The 20423-nt window shown below is 62.1% G+C and carries 13 protein-coding genes; 10 read left to right on the top strand and 3 right to left on the bottom strand.

What is annotated here, in order from left to right:
• Positions 1-8 precede the first annotated feature (8 nt).
• From ABWV42_RS04645 to ABWV42_RS04610, 8 genes are all read left to right on the top strand, one after another.
• On the top strand, positions 9-935 hold the full coding sequence (locus ABWV42_RS04645; protein WP_353339084.1) for a glycosyltransferase family 2 protein: 927 nt from the start codon (positions 9-11) through the stop codon (positions 933-935).
• Positions 936-946: 11 nt separating this feature from the next.
• Positions 947-2170, top strand: a complete 1224-nt coding sequence (locus tag ABWV42_RS04640; protein ID WP_353339083.1) for a glycosyltransferase family 4 protein — start codon at positions 947-949, stop codon at positions 2168-2170.
• Between the two features lie 205 nt (positions 2171-2375).
• Positions 2376-2852 (top strand): glycosyltransferase family protein, encoded by a 477-nt coding sequence (locus ABWV42_RS04635; RefSeq protein ID WP_255104455.1) that lies wholly within the window; start codon positions 2376-2378, stop codon positions 2850-2852.
• A gap of 10 nt (positions 2853-2862) precedes the next feature.
• The gene (locus ABWV42_RS04630; protein ID WP_353339082.1) at positions 2863-3354 is read left to right on the top strand and encodes a glycosyltransferase; all 492 of its coding nucleotides are present in this window, start codon (positions 2863-2865) and stop codon (positions 3352-3354) included.
• A gap of 11 nt (positions 3355-3365) precedes the next feature.
• On the top strand, positions 3366-4235 hold the full coding sequence (locus ABWV42_RS04625; RefSeq protein WP_353339081.1) for a glycosyltransferase family 2 protein: 870 nt from the start codon (positions 3366-3368) through the stop codon (positions 4233-4235).
• Positions 4235-6289, top strand: a complete 2055-nt coding sequence (locus ABWV42_RS04620) for a GumC domain-containing protein (RefSeq protein ID WP_353339080.1) — start codon at positions 4235-4237, stop codon at positions 6287-6289. The genes ABWV42_RS04625 and ABWV42_RS04620 overlap by 1 nt, the downstream gene beginning before the upstream one ends.
• 271 nt (positions 6290-6560) lie before the next feature.
• On the top strand, positions 6561-7232 hold the full coding sequence (locus tag ABWV42_RS04615) for a sugar transferase (RefSeq protein ID WP_353339079.1): 672 nt from the start codon (positions 6561-6563) through the stop codon (positions 7230-7232).
• A 30-nt stretch (positions 7233-7262) separates the two neighbouring features.
• Positions 7263-7610 carry a hypothetical protein gene (locus ABWV42_RS04610; protein WP_353339078.1) on the top strand — a complete coding sequence of 116 codons (348 nt, stop codon included), beginning with the start codon at positions 7263-7265 and terminating at the stop codon, positions 7608-7610.
• A gap of 59 nt (positions 7611-7669) precedes the next feature.
• Here the strand turns inward: ABWV42_RS04610 and ABWV42_RS04605 are convergent, their stop codons facing one another.
• Positions 7670-8539, bottom strand: coding sequence for a LysR substrate-binding domain-containing protein (locus ABWV42_RS04605; RefSeq protein ID WP_353339077.1), 870 nt, complete (start codon positions 8537-8539; stop codon positions 7670-7672).
• Between the two features lie 132 nt (positions 8540-8671).
• Between ABWV42_RS04605 and ABWV42_RS04600 the strand changes: the two genes are divergently transcribed.
• Both ABWV42_RS04600 and ABWV42_RS04595 read left to right on the top strand, forming a co-directional pair.
• The gene (locus tag ABWV42_RS04600; protein WP_255104463.1) at positions 8672-9625 is read left to right on the top strand and encodes an NAD(P)-dependent oxidoreductase; all 954 of its coding nucleotides are present in this window, start codon (positions 8672-8674) and stop codon (positions 9623-9625) included.
• Positions 9626-9860: 235 nt separating this feature from the next.
• Complete coding sequence (locus ABWV42_RS04595; RefSeq protein WP_353339076.1) at positions 9861-16499, top strand: calcium-binding protein; 6639 nt, start codon at positions 9861-9863, stop codon at positions 16497-16499.
• Position 16500: 1 nt separating this feature from the next.
• On the opposite strand, the gene ABWV42_RS04590 is transcribed toward ABWV42_RS04595, so the two are convergent.
• Positions 16501-18918, bottom strand: coding sequence for a GcvT family protein (locus ABWV42_RS04590; RefSeq protein ID WP_353339075.1), 2418 nt, complete (start codon positions 18916-18918; stop codon positions 16501-16503).
• Positions 18915-20417, bottom strand: coding sequence for a trimethylamine methyltransferase family protein (locus ABWV42_RS04585; protein WP_353339074.1), 1503 nt, complete (start codon positions 20415-20417; stop codon positions 18915-18917). Before ABWV42_RS04585 ends, ABWV42_RS04590 begins: the two co-directional genes overlap by 4 nt.
• Positions 20418-20423: the final 6 nt, after the last annotated feature.

Raw genomic sequence — 20423 nt, 5'->3', positions numbered from 1 at the left:
AGATGAGTATGGATCTGTCGATCGTGATCGTGAACTGGAACACCCGCGAGATGCTGCGGGATTGTCTGCAATCGGTTTTTGACGGGCTGGGCGGGCTGGAGGCCGAGGTGTTCGTGGTCGACAATGCCTCGGAAGACGGATCGCAGGAGATGGTGCGGACGAGTTTTCCTGATGTCAGCCTGATCTGCAACACCGAGAACCGTGGATTTGCGGCGGCCAACAACCAGGCGCTGCGGGTTGCGCATGGGCGGCATGTGCTGTTGCTGAATTCCGACACGCTTGTGCATGGCGATGTGCTGGCGGCCTCTTGCGGGTATCTTGACCAGCGTCCGGAGGTTGGGGTGATGGGGTGCCGCGTGCTGAACACTGACGGCAGTTTGCAGATCACCGGATCGGGGTTTCCGAGCCTGTTCAACCTGTTCCTGATGACCACGGGGCTTTGGAAGCTGAAGTCCATGCCGCTGTTTGATCGTTACCAGATGCTGAGCTGGGATCGGCGCAGCGAAAGGGAGGTGGCGGTTGTTTCGGGCTGTTACATGATGGTGCGGCGCAGCGCGATGGAAGAAGTCGGGCTGTTGGACGAGGACTTCTTTTTCTACGGCGAAGAGACCGACTGGTGCCGGCGGTTCGCGAATGCGGGCTGGAAGCTGGTTCTGGCCCCGGTGGGCGAGATCACCCACTTTGGCGGCGGGTCTGTGAAGAAGCTGAACCACAAGCGGGACGTGATGCTTACGCAGGGCACCATTCGCCTGCATCGCAAACATGGTGGTATCCTTGGTGGTGCGGCCTGTTGGGCGATGTTGATGGGGTTCAACCTGTCGCGCGCTGCCTTCTGGAGCCTGTTGCAGATCGGCGGGCGGGCACGGGCCAAAGAACGCGCGCATCATTTCCGCAACGTGGTGGTCTCGCTTGGCAAGCTGTGGCCGGCGACCTGAGGGAGGATGGTATGAAGGTACTTCTGATTGCACCGAATGTGGATGGCACGGACGTGGGCGAGGCTTATGTCGCCTTCAAGTGGGCCGAGGCGCTGGCGGAAATCGTGGATTTGACGGTTCTGTCCTTCGAGCGGCCGGGGCGGGTGGCGCTGGCGGCGCAATTGCCGAAGGCGCGGGTGGTGAGCTGGCCGGAGCCCGCCTGGGCGCGGCGCAATGAACGGGTGAACGCCATGTTGAAGCCCGCGTGGCCGGTGTTTTCGCGCCACGTGCGGGCGTGGATCCGGCAGGCGCAGGCCGAGGGGGTGCAGTTTGATATTGCCCAGCAGCTGATGCCGCAGGCGGCGCGCTATGCCTCGCCGCTGTGTGGTGCGGGCATTCCTTATGTCATAGGGCCGCTGGGCGGGGCGCTGGAGACGCCGGAAGGGTTCCGGCACGAGATGGACGCGGCGCCGTGGTTTACCAAGCTGCGCAAGCTGGATGCCTTTCGGTTTGCCCATGATCCGTGGCTGCGCCGCAGCTATGTTCAGGCCGAGGCGATCCTTGGCGTGGCGCCCTATATGCAGGAGGTTCTGGGAGCCGTGCCGATCAAGCGGTTTGAGCCGGTGCTGGAGTTGGGGATTGATGATCTGGCCCCCGACGTGGCGCGGCATGAAGGGACTGAGACGCTTGACCTGCTGCATGTGGGTCGCGGGGTGCGGACCAAGGGATTGCGCGATGTGGTGCGGGCGATGGCGCTTTTGAAGGATCGGCCGGGCATCCGGCTGACCAGTGCCGGTGCCGGTGAGGAAATCGAGATTTGCCGCGCCGAGGCGGAACGGCTTGGGGTTGCGGATCGTGTTCGCTTTCTTGGGCGTATTCCGCGCGAGGAGGTCGAGGCGCTTTATCGCAGGGCCGATGTGTTTGTGTTCCCCAGTTTCCGCGAACCTGCGGGTGGGGTGCTTTACGAGGCGATGCGCTGGGGATTGCCGGTGATTGCGGCCAAACGTGGCGGGCCGGAGTGGATCGTGGACGAGACCTGCGGGGTGCGGCTGGATGTGTCGACGCCGGAGGATCTGGCGCGGGATGTGGCCGGTGCGATCCGGTGGTTGGCGGACACCCCCGGGCAGCGCCGGACCTTGGGGCAGGGCGGGCGTGACAAGCTGTTGTGCGAAGGTCTTTGGCCGGTCAAGGCGGCGGCGCTTGTTGACCTTTACCAAGATATTCTGGGTGCGGCGCAGGTGGGGCAAGCCGCCTGATCCAAAACGGTTTTTCGCGGGTGGTATCCCTTTTGAGCGGGCGGCTGCATCCGATGCGGCAGGCCGCCCTATCCTTTGGCATAGGGAGGTCGCCCGATGCCCGTGCCATTCCCCTTTTGGTTGTCTGACGGGCGGGCCTTTTGCGCAGTAGTTTTGTTTCAAAGGATGGCATCGTCCGGAACATTTGAAGCGGAAGGGAATTGATATGCGCAAGGCAATTGCAATCCGGCCAGCGGGTCGTCGGCGGGTTCTGGCGGTGGCGTCGGGCGGAGGTCACTGGGTGCAAATGCTGCGCCTTGTTCCGGCCTTTCAGGAGGCCGAGGTGCATTATGCCTCGACCGAGGATGTGGGGCATGATGTGGCCCCCGCGCCCTATCACCAGTTCCTCGATGCCAACCGCGATACCAAGCTGAAACTGCTGGTGTCGGCGGTGCAGATTGCCTGGATCGTTCTCAAGGTGCGTCCGCATGTGGTTGTGACCACGGGCGCTGCGCCGGGGTATCTCGCGATCCGGTTCGCGAGCTTGTTCGGTGCGCGCAGCATGTTTATCGACAGCGTGGCCAATGGCAACGAGCTGTCGCTCTCGGCGCATCTGGCGCGGCGTCATGCGGATCGGCTGGTGACGCAATGGCCCGAGGTGGCGGCGAAGACGGATGCCACCTATCACGGCTCGGTTCTGTGAGGGGGATGCGATGATCTTTGTAACTGTAGGAACACAGCTGCCGTTTGATCGCCTTCTGGGGGCGGTGGACGTTTGGGCCGAGGTCCATCCGGGTCGTCGTATCGTCGCGCAGAGTGGCGAGAGCGGGTTTGCCTCGGACCGGATGGATATCGTTGCGCGGCTTGAGCGCAAGGATTTCAGGCAGTTGGCGCAGGAGGCGGCGGTGATCGTCTCGCATGCGGGGATGGGTACGATCCTGACCGCGCTTGAGTTGTGCAAGCCGGTGATCATCCTGCCGCGTCGTGCCGATCTGGGAGAGCACCGCAACGACCATCAGCACGCCACCGCCGAACGTCTTGGCGGTTTGGCCAATGTGCGGGTGATCTGGGACGAAAGCGATCTTGGGCCTGCGATGGATGCGGCGCTTCAGGGGCGCGCGCTTCCATTGGAACAGGAAGGCATGTCGCCCAACCGGACGCAGCTTTTGCAGGAAGTCCGTTCGTTCATTTCGGACGCGGCATAGGAGGGGAAGAGATGACACAGGTTTCCAAGATCACGACATCGATCCTGATTCCCGCGCATAACGAAGCGGCGGTGATCGGGCGCACCCTGGCACATCTGGGCCGCGGGCTGTGTCGCGACACGGTTGAGGTGATCGTGATCCCAAACGGGTGCCGCGACAGAACCGCCGAGGCGGCGCGCGAGGCGATGCCGGAGGCGATTGTTCTTGAGACGCAGGTGCCGGGAAAGGCCAATGCCATGCGCCTTGGCCTGGCGCGGGCGCGGGGCGAGGCCATCGTGTTTCTGGATGCCGATCTCGATGTGGATGCGGCGGCGATCGGACGGCTTGTGGCACCGCTGTTGCGCGGCGAGGCGCTGGCCAGCCATGGCGGCATGGATGTAGACCTTAAGGGCTGTAGTGCCGCTGTGCGGGGGTTCTATGCGATCTGGCAGCGCGGGCCTTACCTGCGGGGGGGCAAGTTCGGCGGGTTGTTTGCGGTGGCCCGCGCGGGGCTGGAGCGGATCACGCCTTTGCCTGATGTGACGGCCGATGATGAGTATGTGAGCCGCGCGTTTAGGCCGTCGGAAAAGGCCTATGTGCGCGATGTGCGCTTTGTGGCCCGTGCGCCGAGAACGCTTGCGGCATTGTTTGCCGTGCGCAAGCGGGTGCGTCGCGGAACCCGCGAGTTGGGCCGGATGGGGCATGGCGCGTCGGGCGGCGGTGGGCGTGGGCATCTGGTGGGCGCATTGGCGCGGCCTATGCTCTGGGCGCCGCTGCTGGTGTTCCTGTCGCTGACGGTTTCGGTGCGCGTGGCGTTGATGTTCGAGGCCACGGGGGGTGCACCCAAGTGGGAACGCGATGACAGTTCCCGCGTGCCGGTGGCCCGTCGAGGAGACCTGTGATGGACGGCTCGGTTGTCGATAGCCCCGACGCAGAAGGCTTTGCCGGTGCCGAGGTTGCGGATTTCGTTCAGGCGGGTGAGCCGGCGGAATTCAGCCCCTTTGCCGCGTTGGGTCGCCTTATGCGGGGGCGCTGGCTTGTCCTTGTGGTGCTGGCCGGTCTGTTCGGCGCGGGGTTCGGTGCGCTTGGGTTCACCTCGGGTAAGAAGATATATGAATCGCAGGCGATCCTGCGGATTTCGGCACGCGAGCCGGGCATCCTGTTTGCCAATGGCGACGACAGCAAGCTGAAGCTGTTCCAGTCTTTCGTTAAGGCCGAGACGACCTATGTAGCTAGCCATCCGGTGATGCAGCGGGCGGTGGAGATTATCAAGGAGGTGCCCTCGCCCTATAACGAGGAGCTGACAGCGCGCAGGCTGGCGGAGTCGGTTTCGATCCGACGCAAGGAGGCGTTGATTGTTCTGAAATCGGCGTCGGTGGATGCGGAGTTTGCCGCCCGCAAGGTCAACGCGGTGGTGGATGCCTATCTGGCGCTGCACGAAGAGGGCAAGGAGAAGCTTGCCAGTTTCCGTGAGAGCGAATTGGCGTCGCGGGAAGTTGACCTTCTGCAACGGCTGAACGCGGTGAAGGCCCAGACGCTTGAGGTTGGGGGTGAGTTCGGCATGGCGTCGCTGGTGAAGACGCATATCGAGAAGGTCTCGCAGATCGAGGGGCTGGTGGCGCGTCGGGCCGAGGTGGCCGCGACCCTTGCGGCCCTGGAAAGCCAGACCGGATCAGGCAGTGCCGATATGGCGGATCAGGAAATCATGCGGGCCACCCTGCTGGACCGTGCGCTGGCCGATCTGAACTTTGACAAGGCCAAGCGCGAGGCAGAGCTTTCGACGCTGTTGCGCCGTTATGCGGATGGGACTTCGCAGGTGCGCGAGAAGCGCGAGGAGATCGCGATTATCGACCGCGCGATGGCGGATCGGCGTCAGCAGATTCAGGTTCTGGGGCAAACCGGTGCGCTGACAGAAGGTGGCGAGGCCAGCCGGGAAGAGTCGATCGCAGAAATTCAGGCGCTGCTCAAGAAGGTGTCGGACCAGTTGCAGACCGCGCGGGATGATGCGCGGGAGTTGAACCGCAAGCGGATCGAACTGACGTTTCTGGAAGAGGAGCGTGACGAGCTGCGCCGGATGCTGGATGAAACCCGCCGGGCGCTGGATGTGATCCGTGTGGAAAGCCGCAATTCGATGCCGGGGCTGGTCGAGGCGATGTCGCGCGGTGTTGTCTCGGAGAATCCGGCAGAGAACACGGCCAAGATGCTGGGGGCGGGAGGTGGCCTTGGGGGTATGGTTCTCGCGGTGGTTTTGGTCATGGGGTACGGGCTGCGTCGCGGGCGGTTCCGCTTTAGTGACGATCTGTGGCGGCATGTGTGGCAGATGCCCCTGCTTGCGGTGTTTCCGGCCAAGACGGGCAAGGGCGGCGATGATGATGCGGTGTTTCGCCTGCGCAATGCGGTGCTGCTGTTTCCAAGCCGGAGCACGCGACCGAGCCGCCGCGCCAGGATCATTGCTGTCAGCGGGCTTGAAAGGGCCGAGAGTCGCGCCTTGTCGCGGGCGCTGGCCGACAGTTTCGCGACGGCGCGGCTGAACACGCTGTTCATTGACGCGAACCTTGCCACTGGCACCACGAGCGACACGGCGGGCTGGCGGGAAGTTCTGACGGGTGAGACCGTGTTCCCAATGGCGGGTGATCCCGGAAAGGCGGCGGTGCTTGAGGCGGGGCGGGATGCCCTTGTCGGGGATGCGTCGGTTTCGGTACGGGCGGTGCGTTCGGCGCTTGAGACATATGCCGAAGACTATGCGGTGATCGTTGTTGATGCGGGCAGTTTCGGAAAGGGGCTGTCGGCGGAGCTGATTGCGTCGGCGGCGGACCTTGTGGTGGGCGTGGTGACGCCCGGCGACCGGTTGGCGCGCCTGAATGATGCGGTGTCGCGGGTGGCCTCCTTGCCGAGACATGGGGCGGGATTTGTCGTTCAGAAGGCCTCGCGAAAGGACCCTGGCCTGATGCGATAGGTGCGGTTTCAAAGACCTTGAGACAAGGATGGAGGGCGTGGTGTTCGGCACTGCGCCTTTCGTCGTTTTCGGGGTGCTCGGGCAAGGTGGACCCCATTTGCGTGGCGCCTTTATCCGGAGGGATAGACCTGTGATCCGGTCCCGCGCTGTGCCCTAGTCTGGTGGCTAAGTCGTTCACATAAGGGCATAAAACATGGCCTCCCGCGTCGTGGAACGGGCTGATCCTTGCGCGCATATTGAACCAAACCTGATGCAAAAGGAGGGTTCGACTATGGTTCTTGCTATGGATCCCGGCTTTGCCAAGAATGGCGCGGCCCCGTCCCAAACTGTTCGTAAAACGAGCGCGCGGGATGTCATGAAGCGGATGCTTGATCTGGCATTTGCCTCGATCGTGGTGGCTCTTGTGTCGCCTCTGATCATTGCCGTTGTGGCGATCATCAAGATCACCAGTCCCGGGCCTGCGTTCTTTCGCCAGACACGGGTTGGACGGCATGGCGAAACCTTCGAGATGCTGAAGTTTCGGTCCATGTATATCGACGCCGAGGCGCGGCGTGCCGCCCTGCTTGAGGGTAGTGACCGCAGTGGCGTGTGTTTCAAACAGAAGTCGGATCCGCGGGTGACGCCGATTGGCCGGTTCATCCGTCGCTATTCCATCGACGAGCTGCCGCAGGTTCTGAATGTTCTGAAGGGGGATATGTCGCTGGTTGGGCCGCGTCCGGCCCTGCCAGAAGAGGTGACGCAGTATTCCGAAGAGGCACGCGGGCGGCTTGAGGCGGTGCCGGGCATGACCGGGCTGTGGCAGGTTTCGGGGCGGGCCGACGTGGGGTTCGAGCGCATGGTGAAGATGGATATCGCCTATGCGAAAACCCACAATGTGTTTCTGGACCTGCTGATCATGGCCCTGACGTTCCGGGCGGTTCTGTCGGCGCGCGGTGCGTATTGAATGGGGGTTTCAGGGGAAGGTACGAGTGAGATGAGTGTTTGTCATTTGTTTGAAAGCCAGAATGCCGAGGCGCGGTCCTTGTCGGGCGAAAGCGGGGTTGTTGCGCCGGATGATTATTCGATGGCCGTGAAACGCCGAGGGGCCAAGCGGATGGACGCCGAGGTGATCGTCTCGCATTTGCCGATCAGCTGGTTCTGGTTCCCGTTTCTTGTGCAGTTGCGGGCGCTGAATCCGGACACGCGGATTGTGCATATGCAGGCGGATCTGACGAAAGCCAGGCTGCGCCGGCGGCGGATGCCGGGGCGGGCGATCAAGCTGCTGGCCTATTCACTGTTTGACGAGATCCGGTCGGAAACGGGGGCGTCGGTGCGTCTTTAGATAGGCCAGGTGGATCTATGACATGGCGGCTTTGCGGGCGGATGCTGGCAAAGCCCGTTTCATTTGGCGATCTGTTCCAGCCAGCTGGTGAAGAGCTGTGCGGCGGTATTGTTGGTCGATGTTGCCGACGGGCGGGTGACGTAGTGGGCCTGTTCGATCGGGAGGGGTTGACCGACGATGGCAATGTCGCGCCCTATCGCGATAGCGGTTTCGGCAAAGCGTTCCAGTATCACCGCGTATCCGCCGCCCGCGGCGACAATGTCGACAGCGGCAATGGTGGTATCGACGGCAAACTGGCTTTGGGTGGCGTCCTGCGGGATGTCGAAGGCCGCGAGGTACCTTTGCCACAGATCCTGAAGTCCGAGGATCTGGACTGCGGGTCGGGTTTGCAGGTCATCGTGCGACAGTGGTGGCGTTCCGGCGGCGGCAATGGGAACGATGCGTTCGTGGGTGAGTCGGTGCGAGGTGACATCGGGCCAGTCGCCCCGGCCGAACCGGATTTCCACGTCGACGTTTTCGCGCCCAGCAGAGTCGGCCCAGATGTTGGAGGCCAGCCTGATCGAGATGCCGGGGTGGCTTTGGGTGAAGTCCGGCAGGCGGCGGGCGAGCCAGAGTGTGGCCGAGGAAATCGGGATGCGGATGGTGAGGTGTTGCGCCTCGCTGGCACCAAAGAGGCTTGTGGTGGAGAGCGCAATGTCGCCCAGGGCGCGGCGGACCGAGAAGGCATAGGCCTGACCGACCTCGGTGAGGGTGAGGTTGCGGGCGGCGCGTGTGAAGAGCGGACAGCCCAGTTGCGCTTCGAGAGAGCGGACATGCAGGCTTAGCGCGGTCTGGGTGATGCCGAGTTCGGCGGCGGCGGCGGTGAAGTTCATGTGCCGCGCGGCGCTTTCGAAGGAGCGGAGCCAGACCAGATTGGGAGACTTGGACATTTCAGGGTCAAGAAATTTTGGTGGTTTTTCGATGTTTTATTCGTTTCACTTTCTGAAAACAATCTTCTTAGAGTGGCGTATCAGATAGGGTTTCCGGCCTTACGCGCCGGCCATTGCGGGAGGGATGCGCGCATGAAGATTGGATTTATCGGGCTTGGGAACGTGGGCGGCAAGCTGAGTGGTAGCCTTCTGCGCAACGGGATCGACCTGACGGTGCATGATCTGAATGCCGATCTGGTGGCGGCGTTCGTGGCAAAAGGTGCCACCGCAGGAGACAGCCCGGCGCAGATGATGCGCGACTGCGATGCCGTGATTACCTGCCTGCCGTCGCCCGCCGCGTCGGACGCGGTGATGCAAGAGATGTTGCCGGAGGTGCGTGAGGGTAAGATCTGGATGGAGATGTCGACCACCGACGAAGCCGAGGCCAAGCGGTTGGGGGCGATGGTGATCGAACGCGGCGGGGCGGCCGTGGATTGCCCCGTTTCGGGCGGGTGCCATCGGGCGGACACGGGCAATATCGCGATTTTCGCGGGCTGTGATCGGGCGACGTTCGAACGCATCCTGCCGCTGTTGACCACGATGGGGCGGCGTATCTTGCACACTGGTGAACTTGGGTCTGCTTCGGTGTTGAAGGTGCTGACCAACTATCTGGCGACGGTGCATCTCGTGGCGAATGCCGAGGCGCTGGTGACGGCTGCGGCGGCGGGGATGGACCTGAACACCACATACGAGGCGATCAAGATTTCCTCGGGCAATTCGTTCTCGCATGTGACCGAAAGCCAGGTGATCCTGAACGGGAGCCGCGACATTTCCTTTACGATGGACCTTGTAAAAAAGGATGTGGGGCTTTTTCAGGAGATTGCGGAACGGGCCAATGTGCCGTTGGAGATCAGCCCGATGATGGTGAAGATCTTCGAGGATGGTATTGCGCGCTATGGCGAGCGGGAATTGTCGCCGAACATCATCCGCCGTCTCGAGGATGCCACGGGTCTTGATATCCGCGCGCCGGGCTTTCCGCCGGAGATGGTGGATGATGAGCCGGAAGAACCGGGATACGAGGTCATTCCGCAGGGCAAGGGTGTGTAGGCGTACTCAATCAGAAGCGTTTTCGAGGGGCAGGGTTTTGTGCAACAACCCTGCCTTTTGTTTTGACCTTGGTGATTTCAGGCGGCGCGACGTGATCTGAAACGTTTGACACAAAGCGGTTCCAGCCCTTATTTTTAAGGGACTTCGCACTTTTTACACAACGCGCCCCCCTTTGTTTGGTACGGGATTTTGCCCGTTATTGTTTTGTATCGCGTTTCATCAAGGAACAGATTTCATGCTCGATTCCAGTGCCGGCAAACTTCCCCTTTTTCCCCGCAAATCCTCGCCTTTGACCCTGTCCGAATTGCGGGCAGAGTGGCTGGCCTATCCCGATATCCTGCGCGAGAAAATCCTGCCGGTTCTGGTGTCCGTCATGGGGTCCTATGCCGGGGATGAGGTTGGATTTCCCGATTTGGACCAAGCGGTTGCATCGGCGTTGGATGAGGCGGGCGTGGTCGGGGCCGAGGTCGCGTCGGCGTTGGGGGAAGACGGGTTTGAACTGCGTGTTTCGGGGATCGAGAGCGCCGAGGACGGCGCGGCGCTTGAGCTGACCCTGACTGTCGGAGAAAGCGGTGTCCGGATCGAGGTGCTTGGCGGGGCGGAGCCGGTTGTTCTGGATTTTCCGAAGTTCACTGTCGCGGATCTGGACGGGCAGGGTGGCCCGCGTTCCGGCAAGGCGGGTGATTCCCCCGAATTGAATGATGCCGGGGCCGGTGAGGGGGAAAGCATGGCCTCGGGCGCGGGGGAGGTGGCCCATTCCAGCCCCCCGACGATCACCGCGGCGCAGTTGCAATCGCTCGCTGACGGGATCGAAGCGGCACTCGACACCCTGCACGCACGGGTTGTTGCAGAGGTTCTGGCGGAGACCCTGCCGCTGATCGGGAGTGGGTTGCTGGCGGCGGAACAGGGTGGGGAAGCCGCGTTGCAGATGGTCGAGGCGTTGGGCACGGCGCTGAGCGACGCCTTGGATATTCTCGCGGCGGGCGGGAGCCATGGCGCGGATGCGGTCGAGACGGCGCTGAATGCGGCTTTGGCGTCGGCCGGTTTTACCGGCACCACGCTGTCGGTGACGGTTCAGGGCGGTGCGGTGCATGTCGCGGTGCAGACGCAAGGCGCAGGCAGCTATTTGCAGGGTCTTGCGGGTGATCTGGGGACGGCCGGCCTTGGAGCGGTCGGAGGCGGGTCGGGGACGCTGTCGACGGTGTTTGATTTCGATCTGGATTTCGCGACTGGCGGGTCGGGGTTCTTTCTGGATACCTCTGCGGCCAATGATATCTCGATCGATCTTGATCTGACCAATGCGACGTTTGACCCCTCGCTGACGCTTGCGGGGCAAGGGTTTGATGCGCTGGATGCGGGAACGGGGTTGAGCGGGTCCATCTCGCTTGATCTGCAGGGGGCGGGCAACAGCCTGACCCTTGCGCAGTTGGGCAGTGCGACGCTGGATGCGGAACTGGACGGGACGGCATCGCTTCAGGTGGGGCTGACGGCGCAAAGCCAGGGCGACATGACGCCGCCGATCGGGGCCGAGTTGAACGTGGATTGGTCTTTCGCCGATGCGACCATCAACGTGGCGGACACCAACACGACGTTCGGGGACCGCCCCGATGTGTCGTTCGAGACCGTGACGATGGACCTTGGCGGTTTCATGGAGGATTTCGCGGGGCCATTGATCGAGCAGCTGGACAAGCTGCTTGAGCCGCTGCGGCCGATCCTGAACGTGTTGGATGCCTCGATAAAGCTGCTTGAAAACTTTCCGGGGCTGAGCGGTGTCTTTGACAAGACCGGCGATGGGCGGGTGACGCTGATCGACGTGATGAAGTTCGTGTTCCCGAACCTGGACACCGGCCCGTTCGAGACGGTTGTCGAACTGGCCAAGGATGTCGCGGACTGGGCGGATTTTCTGGACAGCACCGGATTTTCGCAGGGCGATCTGATCCTTGGGGATGTCGATCTGGGAACGGCGGATATCCGGCTTCCCGGTTTTGATCTTGCCACCGTCACGGCGCAGTTCGGGGGGCTGGCGGATAACCTTCAAACCGTGCTGAACGGTCTGGGCGGCAGTGGCTGGGACGCGACGGATGGGGGCAGTGGCGACACCGGCGCGGATATCCTGGATTCGATGATCAACGACGGTATCTTTGGTTTGCCGATCCTGACGGACCCGTCGCAGTGGATGAACCTTTTGCTGGGGGCGCCCGCCGATCTGGTGTCGATCGACTTGCCCGAGATTTCGATTGGTCCAAAGAACTACAAGAACCTGTTTTCGGTGCCCGTTTTCCCCGGTGTGTTCCTTGATATCGACGGGTTTGCCAATGCAACGATCAACCTTGATTTCGGGTTTGATACGCGGGGGCTTCTTGATCCGGCGCTTGATGCGCTGGACGGGCTTTACATCGTGGATGATCCGAACGAGGCCGAAATTGTTCTGAATTCCGGCGTGCAGGTTGGTTTGGAGCTGAACGCCTTTGTCGCCTCGATCGGGGGCGGTGGCAATGTTCAGGGTGTCATCAACCTTGATCTGGATGACAATCTGGGCAGTACGGCGGGCAAGCTTTATTACGACGAGTTCATCGCGGCGCTGACCACCAACCCGTTCTCGATGTTCGATGCCTCGGGGTCGATCACGGCGGGGTTCTCGGCCTGGGTGGATACCATTCTTGGCGAAATCTGGCGCTGGGATAGTCCGCGTGTCACGCTTGGGAACTTTGGTTTTGACAGCCCCGGCATTGATCTGGACCTGGCCAAGATGTCGGGCGGCACCATGACGTTGCACACCGGTGGGCGCGCGGGGGATCGGAACCTTCTTGTTCCAAATTTCGATATTGCCGAGGCGATCACGGTGGATCAGTCGGTCGAGACCGGCAAGGTGGACCTGAGCATCAACGGCTATACGGAACGCTATAGCAACGTCAGCCATATCAAGGGCAACGGGCAGCTGTTGCGCGACAGCATTTCGGTGGCCACCCATCTCGCGATTTCGGTCGATTTCTCGGGGGGCGATGGCGATGACGTGCTGAGTGGTGCGATGTTGGGTGACACGCTCAAGGGCGGTGCGGACAACGACGGGCTTTTCGGCAATGGCGGCGATGACTCGTTGCGCGGTGGTCTTGGCAACGATCTCCTGGACGGGGGGGAAGGAGCGGACACGCTGGAAGGGGGCGATGGTATCGACTGGGTCAGCTATGTGGCCAGTGATGCCGGGATCGACATCAATTTTGGTGCGTCCTTGCAGTTTGGCGGCCATGCGCTTGGGGATGTTCTCTCGGGTTTTGAAAACCTCGATGGTTCGGCCCATGACGACACGGTCGAGGGATCGCAGGGCGATGGCAACATCTTTGGCCGCAGTGGCAACGACAGCCTTGTCGGGGGCTCGCATCTTCAGATTCTGTTTGGCAATGATGGTGATGACACCCTCGAAAGCAACGCGGGCGGCGATACGCTTGTCGGGGGCGAGGGGGACGATATCTACATCGTTCGCGCCACGAACATACGGGTCAACGAAAACGAAAATGGCGAAATCGCCGAGGGTAGCGACAGCGGCTATGACTGGCTCAAGGCCTATGTTTCGGTCGACCTGCGGGGCATGGACGATTTCATCGAGCGGATCACGTTGTTCAACTCGGCGACCACGGCCTTTGCCAACGGCATGGACAACCTGATCAACGGCAATGCGCAGGACAATGGTCTTTACGGCTACGGCGGTGCCGACACGATCTATGCCAACAATGGCAATGACACGGTTTACGGCCATGGTGGTGGTGATCTCGTGACCGGAGGCAAGGGAGATGACGAGTTGCGTGGCGGCGGCGGGAATGACTCGTTGTTTGGCAACTTTGGCGATGACAAGCTTTTCGGGGACAGCGGTGACGATGTTCTGACCGGCGGTTTCGGGAGCGACACGCTGTATGCGGGATCTGGTGCGGACGATCTGTGGGGCGGTGCAGAGAACGATTACTACAAGGTTGATGTTCTTGACGTCGTGCATGAGTTCAACGGCGGCGGGATTGATTTTGTCTGGGCGGATGACGATCACGCTTTGACCGCTGGCCAGGAGATCGAAGTGCTTTCGATCTATTCGTGGCAGAACCTTTTGGTGGCGATCACGCTGGCGGGAGTGACGCAGAATTACGACGGGCTGGCGGCGGCCATTCAGGCCGGGGTTCAGCTTGGGGCGGTCAAGGAAGGCAGCCTGTTGACGGCGGACCTGACGGGGAACGAGTACAACCAAATCCTGATCGCCGAGATGTCGGATATCGACGAGTTCTTTGAGAATACGCTGGAAGGCATGGCGGGGGCCGACACGATTGTCGGGGACGGCCGTCATGACGTTGCCAGCTATCTGCAATCGGACGCGGCGGTGCAGATTGACCTGTCGTTCAATCGCCAGAACGGCGGCCATGCGCAGGGGGATTTCCTGCATGGCATCCACCATGTTCAGGGATCGGCCTTTGATGACACGATCCTTGGCGAAAGCACGCTCGCGGGGGCGACCGTCGAGGATGCCAACGACATTCATGGCCGGGAAGGCAACGACCTGATCAACGGGTTCGGTGGCAACGACACCCTGCGCGGGGGATCGGGGGATGACACGGTTCTGGGCGGGTTTGGTGACAACAAGCTGTTTGGTGGTCTGGGCAAGGACAGCCTTGAGGGGGAAAGCGGTGCTGACACGCTGGATGGCGGGCAGGATGTCGATACGCTGATCGGTGGTCTTGGGGATGACCGCTATATCGTGACCACGGGCGATGTGATTGTGGATGCCGATGGTGATGACACGGTCGAGGCCACCGAGGATTTCTATCTTGGGATCGGTGACGAGATCGAACACCTCGAAGCCACGTCGGGCAGCGATGATCTTTTGCTTTATGGCAATGCCTTTGCGCAGGTGATCGACGGCAATGACGGTGATAACACCATTCACGGCGGCGCCGGGGCAGATACGATTGATGGCGGCGACGGGACGGACCGGGCGTCGTATCTTTTGTCCAACGGAGCGGTTCAGGTGAACCTGAACCTTGCGGTACAAAGCGGCGGCCACGCGGCGGGAGATGTGCTGAGCGGGATCGAGAACCTTCGGGGGTCGATCTTTGGCGATACGCTGATCGGGCTGACGGGGCCAAACCTGAACGGCAGCAATGAAAACGTGCATTTCGGCGAGGCGGGGCATGACTGGATCGAGGATGTCTTTGGCCAGAACACGCTGCACGGCGAGGGCGGCAATGACACGCTTGTCGGCAGCGGCTCATTGCCTTTGCTTGGAGGCAGCGGAAGCCTGCTTTTAGGTGGGGCCGGAAACGACAGTCTGGACGGCGGGCATTCGACCGCGACCGGTGGCGATACGCTGGCGGGCGGGATGGGAGACGATACCTATCGTGTGACCTCGGCCGGGGACGTTGTGGACGAGAACTGGAATGGCGACATTGCAGCGGGGGCTGATGGTGGCCATGACACGCTGATTTCGGACGTGGCGAGCTGGGATATGGACACCACCGGCCAGGCGGAGATCGAAGACGCGGTGATCGAAGGCGGTGTTGATCTCAAGGCCAACGATCTTGCCAACCATGTGACGGGGAATGCCTCGGACAACGACATCACGGGCCGCGCCGGGGATGATACGCTGCTGGGTCTGGGCGGTGATGACACGCTGCGAGGGGGCAACGGGAACGACCATCTGGATGGTGGTTCGGGTGACGACCAGATGATTGGCTGGGCCGGGGACGACCTGTTTGTTGTCGACAGTTCGGGCGACAGTGTGGTTGAGACAGATGGCAACGGCGACGATACCGTGCAGTCTTCGATTACCTTTACGCTGGGTGATTTCCTCGAGAATCTGGAGCTGACCGGCGGCGGGGACATCAAGGGCTTTGGCAATGCGCTGGACAACCGGATCGAGGGCAACAGCGGCGACAATATCCTGCGCAGCTATGCCGGCAATGACACGCTGTTGGGCGGGTCTGGGATCGACACGATCTATGGCGGCACTGGCGATGATGATCTGACGGGTGGTCTTGGCGGGGGCGACAGCCTGTTCGGCCAGGGCGGCGATGACATCCTGCGCATCGTGCAGAGCGAGGGATCGGATCATCTTGACGGGGGTGCCGGAACGGACCTTGGGGATTTCTCGGGGATCACGACGTTTACGGCGCTGATGGATCTTGAGAACGGGTTTTACCAGTGGTCTGGCACTGGACCGCAGTACACCCTTGTCAATATCGAGAACATCGAGGGCGGCGCGGCGTCGGATACCGTGGAAGGGTCTTCGGATGCGAACTGGATCGACGGCAATGACGGTGATGACGACCTGAAGGGCAACGACGGTTTTGATACGCTGTTGGGTGGTCTCGGGAACGACACCCTGACCGGCGGGCTTGGCTCGGATTCGCTTGAGGGCGGTGATGGGGCGGACGACCTGACCGGGAATTCCGGGGCGGATGTGTTGCTTGGCGGGCGCGGGAACGACAGCCTGCTTGGCGGCAATGGCGCGGATACGCTCAAGGGCGGCAATGGGGTGGATACCCTGAAGGGCGGGGGCGGTCACGACACGGTGTTCGGTTCCGGCGGCAAGGACCAGATCGAAGGCGGAAACGGAAATGACACGCTTGAGGGCGGGCTGGGCGATGACGTTTTTGTCTTCGGTGATGGCTTTGGTCAGGACGAGGTGATCGATTTCGACGCGGTTGATGGCGAGAAGATCGACCTGTCCGGCGTTACCAATATCGTGGATTTCAACGATCTCGTCGGGGCGCATCTTGTTGACGTCGGGGGGACTGCGCAGATCGTTGATGGTGCGGATACCATCCTGCTTGTGGGTGTCAGTTTTGCCGATGTCGGCGTTGGCAAAGACTATTCCGACGCCGACTTCATCTTCTGATCTAGCCCAGAAGCCTTGTGTTTTGCGGATCGTAGACCGGGTCGGCCACGACGGTTGCGCGGTAGGTTTGCAAGAGGATCTGGACCTCGAGTTGATCGCCTGTGCGGGCCTGATCGGCGTCGACCCATGCAACGGCAAGCATCTTGCCGCTGCGCCAGCCCATTCCACCGGAGGTGACATAGCCGATGAGCGCGCCGTTCTTCAGGATCGGTTCGGTGCCCCAGCAGGGAGGGGCCTCGGGGTCGACCTCGAGCGTGACGAAACGCTTGGTGGGTGGTGTGTCGCGCTGGGCGTCGACCACCGCGCGCCCGATGTAGGGTTTTGTGGTCGAGCAGAACCGCTCGAGACCGGCGGCATGGGGCGTGACTTCGGTGGTCATTTCCGCGCCCCAGCTGCGGTAGCCTTTTTCCAGCCGCAACATGCCCATAGCGCGTCCTCCCATCAGGGTAAGGCCGTGGGCGCGGCCCTCGGACATGAGGGCATCGAAGAGGGCTTTCTGGTTGAGCATGGGGCAGTGGAGTTCCCAGCCGAGTTCACCCGAATAGGAGACCCGCAGCGCCTTGCAGCGGATGCGGCCGATTTCGACCTGTTTCGAGGTCATGAAGGGGAAGTCGCCAAATGCGCCTTCCGAGAGGGCGTTCAGAAGCGCGCGGCTGTTGGGGCCTGCGATGCCGATGGCGGCGAACTGGTCCGTGACGTTTTCGATGCGGACGCCAAAGCCGTTTGCGTGGCCTTCCATCCAGCGTTGGTAGAGGGCGACGCCAAGGGTGGCGCCGACGAGGTAGAAGCTGCCGTCGCCGCTGTTTTCGATGGTGACGTCTCCGACGATGCCGCCGCGATCGTTCAGCAGCAGCGACAGGGCCATCCTGCCGGATTTGGCGGGTACCTTGGCCGAGCCGATATGATCGAGGAAGGCATGGGCGTCCGGGCCGCTGATGCGGAATTTGCCGTAGGATGACATTTCCGAAAGGCCGCATCCGTTGGCCATTGCGCGGGCTTCGTTGCCGACGTGGTCCCACCAGTTGGGGCGCTGAAAGCTCGGGATGTCCTTGGGGGGCGTGCCGTCGGGGGCGTACCAGAGGGGGCGTTCCCAGCCGTAGGCCTGCCCCATGACGGCACCGTGAGACAGAAGATCGTTGTAGATCGGGGTGGTTTTCAGCGGGCGTCCGGTTTCGCGTTCGATGCCGGGGTAGATGAGTTCGTAGCGGATGGGCAGGATTTCGTGGGTGCGTTCGCGGGCGAATTCGCGGGTGGTCCAGTCGCCAAAGCGGGCGACGTCAATGAAATGCAGGTCGAGCTCGCTTTCGCCTTCGAGAATCCATTGGCTCATGGCGAGGCCGATGCCGCCGCCCTGTGCGATGCCACCCAAGAAGCCACATGCGACGAAGAAGTTCGGCACGCCGGGCATCGGGCCGATCATCGGGCGGCCGTCGGGGGCGAAGCTGATCGCGCCATTGACGCCGCGCTTGATGCCTGCGGTTTCGAGGTCGGGGACACGGTGGAAGATGGCCCCAAGACCGTCGGCAAGGCGGTCCCAGTCGTCTTCGAAGAGTTCCTGGCCAAAGGACCACGGGGCGCGTCCGCCCCGTTTGTCCCAGGCGGTGCGGCAGTCCTGTTCCCATGGACCAAGCAACAGGCCCTGACCCTCCTGGCGCAGGTAGTACTGGCTGTCGCAATCGCGGATCATGGGAAGTTCGTAGCCGAGGGCGGCGACCGAGGGCATGGTTTCGGTCACGAGGTACTGGTGTTCCATGTTGGTGATGGGCAGGCGGGTGCCGACCATTTCCGCGACCTCGTTGGCCCAGAACCCCGCACAGTTGACGAGGATTTCGCATTCGAAGACCTCGTCGCCCGCCGTGAGACGCCAGTGGCCCGAAGGCAGGCGGGTGATGCTGTCAACCTGGGTGTTGCGGCGGATGGTGCCGCCGTATTTGCGTGCGCCTGCGGCGAGGCCCATGGTGACGGAGTAGGGATCGACGTAGCCCTCTTCGGGGTCCCATGCGCCGCCTTCGAGGTCGGAGACGTTGAGGAGCGGGTATTTGGCCTTGATCTCATCCGGCGTGACCAGTTCATATTCCAGCCCGAGGCCGCGGAACTTGCCGGCCAGATGTTTGAACTCTTCCATGCGTTCCTTGGTTTGGGCCAGGAAGAAGCCGCCGACCACGTGGCTGCCCACTTCCTGACCCACCTCCTCGGCCAGACCGTCGTAAAGGCGCAGGGAGTACGCCTGAAGCGCCGAGAGATTGGCATATGCCGATTGGGTGTGAACGTTTCCGGCGGCGTGCCAGGTGGCCCCTGAGGTGAGTTCGCGACGCTCGAGCAGAAGGGCATTTTTCTCGCCTGCCTTGGCGAGGTGATAGAGGGTGGAGACCCCGACGATGCCGCCGCCGATGATGATGATACGGGCGTGAGTGGTCATGAGAGGTCTTCCTTGCGTTTGGCCACGTAGTTGTCGAGTTCTTCACGGATGGCCGGGTCGATGGGGGGCGTTTGGTAGCTGTCGAGAAGGTGTCGGGCGATGTCGCCCGCGCGTTCGGTTGCGGTTTTGCTGCCGGCTTCGACCCAGGCGTCGAAGGGGCGCCAATCGCTGAGCATGGGTTCCCAGAAGGCGGTTTCATAGCGATCGAGGGTCATCTGGTCGGCGAAGAAGTGACCGCCGGGGCCGACGCGGGCGATGGCCTCGACGCCGAGGGCCTCTGTGCCAAGGTCCATCGGGGTGTGGAACGCCTGCATCATGCGCAGCATTTCGGCGTCGATGATCGCCTTTTCGAAACTGAAGGTCAGGCCGGATTCCAGCCATCCGATGCCGTGTGCCATGACGTTGCAATGGCCCATGTGGGTGGCCCAGAGGGCGTTCATGCTCTCATAGGCGGATTGGGCGTCGGGCGCGTTGGCGCTGTTCACGTTCGAGGATTTGTAGGGCACGCCGTAGCGGCGGGCGAGTTGGCCGCCGGCGATGGCCGCCTGCGCATATTCCGGCGTGCCGAGGGCGACCGAGCCGGAGCGCATGTGAACGTTCGAGGTGAAGGCGCCGTAGATCACGGGTGCGCCCGGTTTCACGAGTTGGGTGAGGGTCATTCCGGCAAGGCATTCGGCGTTTTGTTCCACCAGGGCCCCGGCCATCGTGATAGGGGCCATCGCGCCGGCCATTGTGAAGGCGGAAATGACAACCGGCTGTCCGCGTGAGGACATGGCGATCAGCCCGTCGCACATGGGGCCGTCGATTTTTAGCGGCGAATTGGTATTGCAGTTCAGCAGGAGGCTGGGTTCCTGCGCGAACTGATCGTGGGGAATACCGCGGGCGATGCGGGCGATTTCCAGCGCGTCGGTCATGTCGGACATGGCATAGGCGCGCCAGACCTTGTCTGTCTGGGTGGCAAGGGCGTGGTAGGCATCAAGGTGGCGGGTGGGCACAGGGAGGTCCTGTGGTTCCACGGGGTAGCCGTAGAAAAAGTGCATCTGGTCGAGAGACTGGCACAGGCGAATGGCCTCGGTGAAGGTTTTCAAGCTGCCCGGTTGGCGGGGCAGGTTCGGGCCGCTGACATAGGGCGGGGTGGTGGCGTTGCAGTAGGCAAGCCAGTTGCCCCCGATCGGAACGTTGCGCGAGGGGTTTCGGGCATGGAGTGTCCATTGTGCCGGACAGGTGGCGATCGTTGTCTCGATCAACTCGGGCGCGAGCCGCACGCGTTCGCTGATTTCGTCGACCTCGGCACCTGCGTTGCGAAAGAGGGTGCGGGCGGCGGGCGACATGATCTCGATGCCGGTTTCCTGAAGCACGCGGAGCGAGGCGTGGTGAATGGCATCGACCTGATCGGCAGAGAGGATTTCAACGGGCGCGATATGGGACTGCACCGGGCCGGAGTGCGTTGCTTGTGGCTGGATGCTCCTTGTCTGTCGTCTTTGACCACGTCGTGCCATCGTGTT

It is taken from the genome of Pelagimonas sp. KU-00592-HH, assembly GCF_040369695.1.
GTDB lineage: Bacteria > Pseudomonadota > Alphaproteobacteria > Rhodobacterales > Rhodobacteraceae > Shimia.
The sequence above is the reverse complement of the archived record's forward strand: the minus strand, read 5'-3'. Positions and strand labels throughout refer to the sequence as shown.

What these genes read in the sequence shown, in the direction of transcription:
- ABWV42_RS04600 (WP_255104463.1), top strand. Translation starts at nt 8,672, where the DNA reads ATGAAGATTGGATTTATCGGGCTTGGGAACGTGGGCGGCAAGCTGAGT.
- ABWV42_RS04645 (WP_353339084.1), top strand. Translation starts at nt 9, where the DNA reads ATGGATCTGTCGATCGTGATCGTGAACTGGAACACCCGCGAGATGCTG.
- ABWV42_RS04640 (WP_353339083.1), top strand. Translation starts at nt 947, where the DNA reads ATGAAGGTACTTCTGATTGCACCGAATGTGGATGGCACGGACGTGGGC.
- ABWV42_RS04630 (WP_353339082.1), top strand. Translation starts at nt 2,863, where the DNA reads ATGATCTTTGTAACTGTAGGAACACAGCTGCCGTTTGATCGCCTTCTG.
- ABWV42_RS04585 (WP_353339074.1), bottom strand. Translation starts at nt 20,417, where the DNA reads ATGGCACGACGTGGTCAAAGACGACAGACAAGGAGCATCCAGCCACAA.
- ABWV42_RS04590 (WP_353339075.1), bottom strand. Translation starts at nt 18,918, where the DNA reads ATGACCACTCACGCCCGTATCATCATCATCGGCGGCGGCATCGTCGGG.
- ABWV42_RS04595 (WP_353339076.1), top strand. Translation starts at nt 9,861, where the DNA reads ATGCTCGATTCCAGTGCCGGCAAACTTCCCCTTTTTCCCCGCAAATCC.
- ABWV42_RS04620 (WP_353339080.1), top strand. Translation starts at nt 4,235, where the DNA reads ATGGACGGCTCGGTTGTCGATAGCCCCGACGCAGAAGGCTTTGCCGGT.
- ABWV42_RS04610 (WP_353339078.1), top strand. Translation starts at nt 7,263, where the DNA reads ATGAGTGTTTGTCATTTGTTTGAAAGCCAGAATGCCGAGGCGCGGTCC.
- ABWV42_RS04625 (WP_353339081.1), top strand. Translation starts at nt 3,366, where the DNA reads ATGACACAGGTTTCCAAGATCACGACATCGATCCTGATTCCCGCGCAT.
- ABWV42_RS04635 (WP_255104455.1), top strand. Translation starts at nt 2,376, where the DNA reads ATGCGCAAGGCAATTGCAATCCGGCCAGCGGGTCGTCGGCGGGTTCTG.
- ABWV42_RS04615 (WP_353339079.1), top strand. Translation starts at nt 6,561, where the DNA reads ATGGTTCTTGCTATGGATCCCGGCTTTGCCAAGAATGGCGCGGCCCCG.
- ABWV42_RS04605 (WP_353339077.1), bottom strand. Translation starts at nt 8,539, where the DNA reads ATGTCCAAGTCTCCCAATCTGGTCTGGCTCCGCTCCTTCGAAAGCGCC.